Annotated in this window: 8 protein-coding genes and 1 pseudogene; 5 read left to right on the forward strand and 4 right to left on the reverse strand. The window is 67.6% G+C overall.

Annotated elements, in window-relative coordinates; genetic code table 11:
* The 4 genes and pseudogenes from AB4Y86_RS03795 to AB4Y86_RS03810 all read left to right on the forward strand — a co-directional run.
* Positions 1 to 238 (forward strand): annotated as a pseudogene (locus AB4Y86_RS03795) (ABC transporter permease); the annotation flags it as partial.
* Positions 235 to 2478, forward strand: a complete 2244-nt coding sequence (locus AB4Y86_RS03800; protein WP_441400220.1) for a dipeptide ABC transporter ATP-binding protein — start codon at positions 235 to 237, stop codon at positions 2476 to 2478. The pseudogene AB4Y86_RS03795 and the gene AB4Y86_RS03800, both read left to right, overlap by 4 nt.
* Positions 2479 to 2538: 60 nt before the next feature.
* The gene (locus tag AB4Y86_RS03805) at positions 2539 to 4248 is read left to right on the forward strand and encodes an ABC transporter family substrate-binding protein (protein WP_441400222.1); all 1710 of its coding nucleotides are present in this window, start codon (positions 2539 to 2541) and stop codon (positions 4246 to 4248) included.
* Between the two features lie 135 nt (positions 4249 to 4383).
* Positions 4384 to 5439: a Gfo/Idh/MocA family protein gene (locus tag AB4Y86_RS03810; RefSeq protein WP_441400224.1), complete on the forward strand. Its 1056-nt coding sequence runs from the start codon at positions 4384 to 4386 to the stop codon at positions 5437 to 5439.
* 87 nt (positions 5440 to 5526) lie between these two features.
* Here AB4Y86_RS03810 and ald read toward each other — a convergent pair whose 3' ends face one another.
* Positions 5527 to 6645: an alanine dehydrogenase gene (ald, locus tag AB4Y86_RS03815; RefSeq protein ID WP_441400234.1), complete on the reverse strand. Its 1119-nt coding sequence runs from the start codon at positions 6643 to 6645 to the stop codon at positions 5527 to 5529.
* Positions 6646 to 6889: 244 nt separating this feature from the next.
* Between ald and AB4Y86_RS03820 the strand changes: the two genes are divergently transcribed.
* Entirely contained in the window at positions 6890 to 8110 is a 1221-nt protein-coding gene (locus AB4Y86_RS03820) for a PucR family transcriptional regulator (protein WP_441400226.1), read from the forward strand.
* 9 nt (positions 8111 to 8119) lie between these two features.
* Here the strand turns inward: AB4Y86_RS03820 and AB4Y86_RS03825 are convergent, their stop codons facing one another.
* From AB4Y86_RS03825 to ptsP, 3 genes are all read right to left on the reverse strand, one after another.
* Complete coding sequence (locus tag AB4Y86_RS03825; protein WP_441400228.1) at positions 8120 to 8395, reverse strand: hypothetical protein; 276 nt, start codon at positions 8393 to 8395, stop codon at positions 8120 to 8122.
* A 74-nt stretch (positions 8396 to 8469) separates the two neighbouring features.
* On the reverse strand, positions 8470 to 8919 hold the full coding sequence (locus tag AB4Y86_RS03830) for a helix-turn-helix domain-containing protein (RefSeq protein WP_441400230.1): 450 nt from the start codon (positions 8917 to 8919) through the stop codon (positions 8470 to 8472).
* Between the two features lie 39 nt (positions 8920 to 8958).
* Complete coding sequence (ptsP, locus tag AB4Y86_RS03835) at positions 8959 to 10644, reverse strand: phosphoenolpyruvate--protein phosphotransferase (protein WP_441400232.1); 1686 nt, start codon at positions 10642 to 10644, stop codon at positions 8959 to 8961.
* Between the last annotated feature and the right edge of the window lie 80 nt (positions 10645 to 10724).

The raw sequence follows: 10724 nt of genomic DNA on the forward strand, positions 1-10724 counted from the left end.
GGTTCCGGACGTGAGCCTTGGCGTGCTGATCGGCCAGGCCACCTCCCAGGTTTCGACGTTCCCGTGGATGTTCTGGGTGCCGCTGACCGTGATGTTCCTGTTGACCGGGTCGCTCGCCATGATGAACGACGGGTTGCGCGACGCGTTCGACCCGAGTTCCAGTTCCATCGGCAGCGCCAAGAAGACCAGCGCCAAGAAGAACGCCAAAACGATCAGTGCGAAGAAGATGACCCCATGAGCAGCGAGACCACCGCCACCGGCTCCAGCACCGCGGAACGCCTGCACGTCGCCGGGCTGCACACCGCCGGCAGGCACTACACAGATGCCCCGGCGGGTGCCGTACTCTCCGTCCGCGACCTTAACGTCCGCTTCAATACCGAGAACGGCGTGGTGCACGCGGTCCGCGGCATCGACTTCGACCTGCTGCCCGGGAAGACCCTGGGCATCGTCGGCGAATCCGGCTCGGGCAAGTCCGTCACCTCCATGGCCATCATGGGCCTGCTGCCGCAGACCGCCGAGGTCACCGGCTCGGTGCGGCTCAACGGCACCGAACTGCTGAGCCTCAGCGACAAGGCCATGTGCCGGTTCCGCGGCAACGACCTCGCGATGGTCTTCCAGGACCCGTTGTCCTCGCTGACACCGGTCTACACCGTGGGCAGCCAGATCATTGAGGCCCTCGCGGTGCACAACCCCACCATGAGCAAGCAGGCCAAGGAGGCGCGCGCCGTCGAACTGCTGGGGCTGGTGGGCATCCCCAGCCCGAAGGACCGGCTCAAGGCCTTCCCGCATGAATTCTCCGGCGGCATGCGTCAGCGCGTGATGATCGCCATCGCGATCGCCAACAATCCGCGCGTGCTGATTGCGGATGAGCCGACGACGGCGCTGGACGTCACCATCCAGGCGCAGGTGCTCGAGGTGCTGCACACCGCGCAGGAGGAAACCGGCGCCGCCGTCGTGATGATCACCCACGACCTGGGCGTGGTGGCCGGCATGGCCGACGACATCATGGTGATGTACGCCGGCAAACCGGTGGAGACCGGCAGCGTTGATGACATCTACTACAACCCGYGGATGCCCTACACCATGGGCCTGCTGGGCGCCGTGCCCCGCGTGGACGTGGCCGAAAAGTCCTCGCTGGTGCCGATCGAAGGCATACCGCCGAACCTCACGCACGCGCCCACCGGCTGTTCGTTCGCGCCACGCTGCCCGCTGGTCAGCGAGGCATGCCTGCACGGCGAACCGGCGCTCTGGCCGGTCGGCGGAAACGGCGACGGCACCCGGGAACACAAGGCCGCCTGCATCAAGTCCGGCTCGCTGGGGGGCGAAGTGGATGTCCACGAGATCTTCCGCGCCCCCGAAGTCCCGGTGTCCAGGTTCGACGAGATTCCGCGCGGCGACCGCAAGAGGGTCCTGGAGCTCAAGGACGTCAAGAAGCACTTCCCGCTGTTGAAGGGCGCACTGATCAAGCGCCGGATCGGCACGGTCAAGGCCGTGGACGGCCTGAGCTTCGATATCCGCGAGGGCGAGTGCKTCKCGATCGTGGGCGAGTCCGGYTGCGGYAAGACCACCACGCTGCTGGAGATCATGGAGTTCCACAAGGACCAGGACGGCGAGGTGGTCATCGGCGGCCTGAGCAACAAGACCGCCTCGGACGCCAAAACCAAGGCCGCCATGCGCAAGGAACTGCAGATGGTGTTCCAGGACCCCACCGGCGCCCTGGATCCGCGCTTCACCGTTTACGAGGTGCTGGCTGAGCCGCTGGAGAACTCGGGGATGCCCAAACCGGCCATCCGCAAGCGGATCATGGAGCTGATGGAGCTCGTGGGCCTGCAGCCGGACCACGTGAACCGCTTTCCGAACCAGTTCTCCGGCGGCCAGCGCCAGCGCATCGGCATTGCCCGCGCCCTGGCGGTAAACCCCAAGCTGGTGGTCCTGGACGAGCCGGTGTCCGCGCTCGACGTCTCGGTCCAGGCCGGCGTCATCAACCTGCTGGACAAGCTCCGCGCCGAGCTCGGCCTCAGCTACCTGATGGTGGCCCACGACCTGTCCGTGGTGCGCCACATCTCGAACCGGGTGGCCGTCATGTACCTCGGCAAGATCGTGGAGATCGGGGACGTCGACAGCGTCTTCGACAACCCGCGCCACCCCTATACCCGGGCACTGCTCTCCGCGATTCCGGTGCCGGACCCGCAGTTGGAACGCACCCGCGAACGCATCATCCTGCAGGGCGACCTGCCCTCGCCGCTGGATGCGCCGAAGGGCTGCAACTTCGCCACCCGCTGCCCCGTCTTCGCCGCGCTCCCGGCCGCCAGCCAGGAGAAGTGCCTGACACTGGAGCCGCCGCTGGAGCTGGCGGCCGCCAACCAGGCTGCCGGGGACGCCGCCGGGCAACGGGACGGGGACGCCCCAACAGACCAGCAATTCGCCTGCTTCTACCCGGACGGCGAACTGGATACGGACATGCTCGTTGTCCACTAAACCGGCTGACTTACCCGTCAGACGCTGCACTGCACAGATAAGAAAAATGAGGGGAAACACATGAAGAATCTGACCAAGATCGGCGGGGTAACCGCCGTCGTGGCAGCGCTTGCGCTGACCGCCTGCGGTGGCGGAGGCGCGGCAAAGGGGCCCGACGCCGGAAAAGGCCAGGACGCGGGAAGCGACCTGTCCAAGCTCATCAGCATCAATGCCAAGGATGCCAAGGACCTGCAGCCGGGCGGCACCGTAACCCTGCCGCTGGGCAACATCGGACCGGACTTCAACGGCTTCTCCAACAACGGCAACAGCGCAGACAACACCGCCCTGCACCGGCCGATCGACCAGGCCGGCACCTGGGGGTGCTGGAACTTCGACTTCGACGGCACCGCCACACCGAACAAGGATTTCTGCGAAGACGTCAAGAGCGATGTCAAGGACGGCAAGCAGACCATCACCATCAAGGTCAATGACAAGGCCACCTTCAACGACGGCACACCGATCGACGTCAAGACCTTCGAAAACACCTGGAAAATGCTCAACGGGCAGAACAAGGACATCGACATCGTCACGTCCGGCGCCTACGAATTCGTGGACTCCGTCAAGGCCGGCTCCAGCAACAAGGAAGTTGTTGTCACCACCAGCCAGCCGGTCTACCCGCTGGACGCGTTGTTCACCGGCCTGATCCACCCCGCGGTCAACACCCCGGAGATCTTCAACGACGGCTTCACCGGCGATATGCACCCGGAATGGATGGCCGGACCGTTCAAGGTGGACAAGTACGACGCCGCCGCCAAGACCGTCACCCTCGCCCAGAACGAGAAGTGGTGGGGTGCCAAGCCGGTCCTGGACAAGGTGGTCTTCCGCCAGCTCGAGAGCAGCGCCCAGATCGCCGCCTTCAAGAACGGTGAAATTGACGGCGTCTCCGCCAACACCATCACCCCGTACAAGCAGCTCGACGGCACCAAGAACTCCGAGGTCCGACGCGGCCAGCGCCTCTTCGCGGGGGGCCTGAACATCAACGCCCAGAAGGCGCCGATGACCGACGTCGCGATCCGCAAGGCCATCTTCACCGCCGTGGACCGCGAAGCGCTGCGGAAGGTCCGCTTCAACGGCCTGAACTGGGACGAAACCAGCTCCGGATCGATGATGCTGCTGCCGTTCTCCCCGTACTACCAGGACAACTACCCGGTCACGGAGACCGGCCCCGACGCCGCCAAGAAGGTCCTCACCGACGCCGGCTACAAGGCCAACGCCGCCGGTTTCATGGAAAAGGACGGGGTTCCCGCCGCCTTCAAGATCAGCAACTTCGGCGACGATCCCACCACGCTGGCGTTTGCCCAGACCCTGCAGAAGCAGCTCCAGGCCGGCGGCATGGACGTCGGAATCGACCAGCGGGCTTCCGCCGATTTCGGCAAGGTCCTGGGCAGCCGCGACTTCTTTCTGAGCGTCTCCGGCTACACCGTCGGCGCCGACACCACCGACTCCGTCAAGCAGTTCTACGACTCCAAGACCAACGAGAACAAGCTGGGCGACGCCGAACTGGATGCGGCGATCAAGAAGCTCTCCACCATTGCCGACAACACTGAGCGCAACAAGGCGGCCATGGACGTTGAAAAGAAGCACATGGCCAAGTACTTCTCCATGGGCGTGGTGATGAACGGTCCGCAGATCTCCTTCGCGCGCACCGGCCTCGCCAACTACGGTCCCTCGCTGTTCAAGAGCCTGTCCCAGGTCCCGGACTGGACCACCATCGGCTGGGAAAAGAAGTAACCCACCCCACTCCGACGCTCCCTCACTTCTAGCCGCTTTTCGGGCGACGCTCCCTCACCTTTTGGGGGAGCGTCGCCCGATTTGTTGCGAAATCTGAGGGAGCGTCGGGTGAGTGGGCGGGGGTAGCGTGGTGCCATGACAGTTGACGCCACCCGGCCCATCCGCACCGCCGTAGCCGGGTTCGGCCTCTCCGGCAGCGTGTTCCACACCCCGCTCATCGCAGCCAACCCGGCCTTTTCCCTGGACACCATCGCCACGTCCGACGCCGGCCGGACGGCGTCCGCCGCGGCCCGCTACCCGTCGGCCAGGATCGTCGACACTCCCGCGGAGATCCTCGAACTGGCCGGCAGTCTGGACCTGCTGGTGCTGGGGACGCCGCCGGCCACCCACTACCCGCTCGCGAAAGCCGCACTGCAGGCTGGCCTCGACGTCGTCGTCGATAAGCCCTTCACGGTGCGCAGCGACCAAGGCGCGGAACTGATCGGACTCGCCGCGCGGCTCGGCCGGGTGCTCACCGTCTTCCAAAACCGGCGCTGGGACGGGGATTTCCTGACCGTCCGCGGACTGTTGGACAGCGGCGTCCTGGGCCCCGTCACGCGGTACGAATCAAGCTTTGAGCGCTGGTCGCCCGAGGTCACAAAGGCCTGGAAGGCGGCGGCCGGCACCGACGACGGCGGCGGGGTGCTGTTCGACCTCGGCACCCACCTGCTGGACCAGGCTGTGCAGCTCTTCGGCCCCGCCGCTGTAGTTTACGCCGAACTGGCAGCCCGTCGGCCCGGCGCACCTGCGGACGACGACGTCTTCGTGGCCCTCCGGCACGAATCCGGGGTCACCAGCCACCTCTCGATGAACCTGCTCTGCGCCCAGCAGGGCCCGCGGTTCCGTCTGCTGGGCAGCGAAGGCGGTTTCACGAAGCACGGCGTCGACCCGCAGGAGCCTTACCTGGCGGCAGGCGGAGGCCCGCTGGACGCCGACTACGGGGTGGAGGACCGGGAGTGGGCCGGGCTGCTGGGCCGCGACGGCCACCTGGAGCGCCTGCCCAACGAACGAGGCGCCTATCCGGAGTTTTACCGGATTCTGGCGGAGAAGCTTCACGACGGCGGGGCCAGCTCGGCGCTGCCCGTCCCGGTAAACCCGGACGACGCCGTCGAGGTCCTGAAGCTGATCGAACAGGCCCGGGCGCTGGCCTGACACGGACTTAAACACCAAACGGCTGCTCCGTAACTGCCCTTCTGGAGGTCCAAAAGGGCGGTTACGGAGCAGCCGACGGGGTATTCGCTACGCGGAGACCAGCTGGTGCCAGTCGGAGACGAGGGGCAGCTGGTGCGCCTCGGAGACCGAGTGGTGGGCCACCTTGCCCGCGGCGATGTTCAGGCCGGCGGCGAGGGCGGCGTCGCGCTCGAAGGCGGCTTTGACGCCCAGGTTCGCCAGCGAGACGGCGTAGCGCAGCGTGACGTTGGTCAGCGCGTAGGTGGAGGTGTTCGGCACCGCACCGGGCATGTTCGCCACGCAGTAGAAGATCGTGTTGTGGACCTTGTACGTGGGTTCCTGGTGCGTGGTCGGGTGCGTGTCCTCGAAGCAGCCGCCCTGGTCCACGGCGATGTCCACCAGCACCGAGCCGGGTTTCATCCGGGAGACAAGCTCGTTGGTAACCAGCTTCGGGGCCTTGGCGCCGGGGATGAGCACGGAACCAATCACGAGATCGGCATCGACCACGGACTTCTCGATCTCGTAGGCGTTGGACGCGACCGTCTTCAGCCGGCCCTGGTACTGGGCATCGAGCTCGCGCAGGCGGTTGATGTTGATGTCCAGGATGGTGACGTCAGCGCCGAGGCCCAGGGCCATCGCAGCGGCGTTGGTGCCGGCCACGCCCGCACCCAGAACCACGACCTTGGCCGGACGCACGCCCGGGACGCCGCCCAGCAGCACGCCCTTGCCGCCGGCAGGTGCCATCAGCGAGGTGGCGCCGACCTGGACGGACAGCCGGCCGGCCACCTCGGACATCGGGGCGAGCAGCGGCAGGGACCGGCCGTCCTGGACCGTCTCGTAGGCGATCGCGGTGACGCCGGTGTTGATGAGCTCCTGGGTCAGCTCCGGCTCCGCGGCCAGGTGGAGATAGGTGAAGAGGATCAGGCCCTTGCGGAAGCGGTGGTATTCGGCTTTGACCGGTTCCTTGACCTTCATGACCATGTCGGCACGGGTCCACACGTCATCGGCGTCGGCGACGATCTCGGCGCCCGCGATGGCGTATTCCTCATCGGTGATGCCGGAACCCAGGCCGGCGCCGCGCTCCACCAAGACGGTGTGGCCGTGGGTGCGGAACTCGTGCACCCCGGCGGAGGTGATGGCCACGCGGAATTCGTTGTTCTTGATTTCTTTAGGGACACCGATGATCATTTTGGGGCTCCAGTGCTGGCGGCCGGTGGGCCGGGTTTTGCGGGGGAAGTTGTGGTTCAAGAATAGAACCGGCTGTGAGGCAGGCTACAGACCGTCCGGCCCCGCTGCGGGGCCGATCCCCGTGATTGCGGGAATTTTGAAAAGCCAAGCTCGACATGTGTCGACTCACGGAACGTCAGGTGTCGCCTGCTGTCCGTCGGCTTGTTCCTTCGCCGCCGGACCGCCGGGGCAGTAATGTGGCAGCATGCAACAGCCGGATGTGGAGCAACTCGTGGAGCACGTGGCCCTGAGGCTGGGCCGCGGACTTTCGCTCGAAGACCTCGACGGCGTCCTSCTCGCCTACAGCTCCAACCAGTCGCATGCGGACCGSGTCCGSGTGAACTTCCTGCTCAGCAAGCGCGTTCCGGTGGATGTCAGCGCCTGGCAACTCTCGCACGGCATCGCGACGGCGGTACGCCCGGTAGTGGTGCCGGCGAACGAGGAACTGGGAATGCTTGGCCGGGTCTGCGTACCGCTGCTGGTCCGCGGGTTCCGGGTGGGTTATCTCTGGGTCCAGCTCGACGCCGAGGAACACACCGGCGGTTCCGTGCTGGCCCAGCTCCCGGACGTGGAACGCGAACTGGAGCAGCTGTCCGCGTTGCTCCTGGACTCGAACACCGCCGAATCCGAGTTCCGCCGGCGGCGCGAACAGGAGTTCCTTGCCGCCTGCCGGGGCGAGGCAAACGCCGTCGCCGCCGTCGCGGGCTGGAAGGAAGTCCAGGGCCGCGGGCCGTGGCAGCTGGTGACGGTCCTCGACGCGGACGGCTGGGCCGAGGGCTCGGACCCTATCGCCGCCACGCTGATCCACCGCTCAGCCGCCCTGCAGGCCACCATCGGCGTGGATGCCGCCTTGTTCAGCGCCGGGACGGAGACGCACGCCGTCGTGCTGTTCAAGGAGTCCACCGGACGGGCCGACCACGCCCAGGTCCTGGTGCATTACCAGCTGGAACTTGCCAAGCGCGGCGGCCGGCCGGTCCGCCGGATCATCCTCGGCACGTCCGAGGGGTTCGCACGCCCGCGCGAGCTGGCCGAGGCGTACCGGCAGTCCCGCCAGGCGGCGCAGGCCGCGGCTGTGGACCCCCAGCTCGGTGAACTCGTAGACTCCCGCGGCACCGGCCTGTACCAGTTGCTGGCCTCCGTGGGCGGCGGTGCCGGCGCGTGGGCGGATGCCGGCTCCGTGTACTTCCGGATGCTGGAGGAGCACGACCGCAACGGTGAACTGCTCCCCGTGCTGGAACTCTTCTATGACAACGACAGCTCGGTCCAGGAGGTGGCCGCCAAGCTGCACCTGCACCGGAGCAGCATCTATAACCGGCTCGGCCGGATCCGGCAGGTGCTGGGCGTCGATCCGCTCAAGGGGATGGTCCGGCTGGAGCTGCACGCGGCGCTGAAGGCCCGGCGCTGGGCCGTGCGGCCGAGGATCTGAAGGTTGGGGTTAGCGGTCGTCCCGGAGGACCGGATCCTGCTCGCCGTCCGGGCGGGCCGCGACTGGCCGCGCAGACGGCCGGGTTGTCTCTCGAGCGGTTTCCCGCGCCCCGTGTTGCCTGCGGCGCGATATCCGGCTGTCGGTCCACAGTGCCACGGCCACGAACGCGACGCAGCCGGCCATGAAGGCCGCGGTGTAGTTCAATCCCATCGCGGTTCCGAGGATGCCGGTGAGCACCAAGGCGGCAATGCCGGCCAGGATGTGCCACCCTCTGAACTTACCCACGATTCAAGCGTAACCCCGGACTCTGCCGCGTTTCCGCGCCCGGCCGGGATCGTTGTTTGATCCTTATCACGCCGTCACGAAGCATCCGCGCCGCCGCCATCTTTGCTGTCAGCAGGGGCGCCGCCCGCGGCAGGGGCGGCTGCCTTCTCCGCCACGCTCTTCTTCTTCTGGATTTCCAGCCACGTCATGATGTCGGCCAGCCGGATCCGCCGGTGCGTGCCGCGATATTCGACCGGGATTTCGCCGCGGTCCGTCATGTTCCGGAGGTACGTGTGCGAGATGCCCGCGAGCTCAGCGGCCTTTGACGTGGTCAGCATTTCCTCCACGCTGCTGACCGTGACCGACTCGCCCCGGCTGAAGCGGCCCAGCAGGTCCACGACGGCGTCCCGCGCCGACGGCGGCAGGCGGTGCACAGTGCCGTCCACGAACACCGTGATGTCGGTGCTGCCGTTGAGCGCGTGCTGCAGTTTTTGTGCGTCATCGGCAGGGAGCCCGGCCGTCACCCGGGGAGCAATCAGTGTCATGGAGTGCATCCTAGCGCCCCCGTCAGCGCGGCACCCCGGTTATAGGCCCAGCTCCTCCAGCACGGGCAGCTTCGCCCGGACCCACGCGCGCGCCTCGGTGGCGCTCGGGGCGGAAAGGGCCAGGGTGGCCAGCTCCTTCGCCTCGGCCAGCGTGACCGTCTTCAGCACGGCGGCGACGGCGGCAATGGAGCGCGCGGTCATGGACAGGGTGGTCACTCCCAGTCCGGTCAGCACGACGGCGAGGGCCGGATCCGCCGCGGCCTCGCCGCAGACGCCCACCGGTTTGGCGTGGCCTTCCGCGGCGGAACCCTCCACCGTGAGGCGCACCAGCCGGAGCACGGCCGGCTGCCATGGGGTGTTCAGTGCCGCCAGCGGGCCCAGCTGCCGGTCGGCGGCCATTGCGTACTGGGTAAGGTCGTTGGTGCCCAGGCTGGCGAAGCCCACCTCCCGGAGGATGGCCTCCGCCGTGAGGGCCGCGGACGGAACCTCCACCATGACGCCCGGCGTCTTGATCCCGGCCGCGGCGCACAGCGAGGCGAAGCGCGCGGCCTCCTCCGCCGTTGAAATCATCGGCGCCATCACCCAGACGTCCGCCTCGGAATCCTGCTCCGCCCGGGCGATCGCCTGCAGCTGGCGTTCCAGCACACCGGGGGTGGTGAAGTCGGTCCGGTAGCCGCGGACGCCGAGGGCCGGGTTGGGCTCGGTGGCGTCGGTCAGGAACGGGAGCGGCTTGTCCGCGCCGGCGTCGAGGGTGCGGAGCACCACCTTCTTGCCGGGGAAGGCGTCGAAGACGCCCTTGTACGCGGCGGCCTGTTCGTCCACGGTGGGTTCGGTGTCCCGTTCGAGGAAGCAGAACTCGGTCCGGAACAGGCCTACGCCCTGGGCGTTGAGCCCGGCGGCGGCTACGGCGTCCTTGGCGCCGCCGACGTTGGCCAGGAGCGGTACGAGGTGGCCGTCCGCCGTCGTGCCGGAACCGTCAAAGGCGGCCAGCAGCGACGCTGTCGCGGCCCAGTTTTCCGCGGCGGCGCGCTGGGCGTCGTCCGGCTCCGCAACGATGGTGCCGGCGGCGCCGTCGACGTAGACCTCCGTGCCGTCCGGGAGCGCGTCGACGCCCGCGGCGGCGACGACGGCGGGCAGCCCCAAAGAGCGGGCGATGATGGCGGTGTGGGACTGCGGGCCGCCGCCGGCCGTGAGCAGCGCCAGCACTTTCTCGGGGTCAAGCGTGGCCGTGTCCGCCGGAGCAAGGTCTTCGGCAATCAGGATGAACGGGGTGCCGGAGGTGGGGATACCCGGTGCAGCGACGCCGCGCAGTTCGGCCACGATCCGGGCACGGACGTCCAGCACGTCGGTGGCTCGCTCGGCCATGTAGCCGCCGAGGTTGTGCAGCATCTCCGAGACGGAAGCGCCGGCCTCCCAGATGGCTCGCTGGTTGGACGTGCCGCGGCCGATCAGTTTGGCGGCGGACTTCAGCAGCATGGTATCCGTTGCCATCAGCGCGGTGGCTTCGAGCACCGCCTTGCCGTCCCCGCTGACCGTCTCGGACCTGGCCTTGAGCTCGTCGTGGACCGCCTTCGCCGCCGTCTTCAGCGCCGCCGTCGCGTCCTCGGCGGAGACGCCGGCCGGGAGCTGCTCGCCTGCCGGCGGCTCGCTGACCGCTTTGGGCATCTGGCGAATGGTGCCGATGATCCGGCCGGGGCTGACGCCTACACCTTGGAAGTTCTGCACTGAAAGTCCTCATTCTCTGCCGTGAGCCAGTAAGCCAGTTCAGGTGCCACTGAGCCGCTGCATCCTAGACTTCCCGCGGC

Source organism: Arthrobacter sp. 2YAF22_2, assembly GCF_052114645.1.
Classification (GTDB): domain Bacteria; phylum Actinomycetota; class Actinomycetes; order Actinomycetales; family Micrococcaceae; genus Arthrobacter.

Bases quoted from the DNA above. Each gene is read 5' to 3' on its own strand.
- AB4Y86_RS03805 (WP_441400222.1), top strand. From the start codon at position 2,539: ATGAAGAATCTGACCAAGATCGGCGGGGTAACCGCCGTCGTGGCAGCG.
- AB4Y86_RS03810 (WP_441400224.1), top strand. From the start codon at position 4,384: ATGACAGTTGACGCCACCCGGCCCATCCGCACCGCCGTAGCCGGGTTC.
- AB4Y86_RS03830 (WP_441400230.1), bottom strand. From the start codon at position 8,919: ATGACACTGATTGCTCCCCGGGTGACGGCCGGGCTCCCTGCCGATGAC.
- ald (WP_441400234.1), bottom strand. From the start codon at position 6,645: ATGATCATCGGTGTCCCTAAAGAAATCAAGAACAACGAATTCCGCGTG.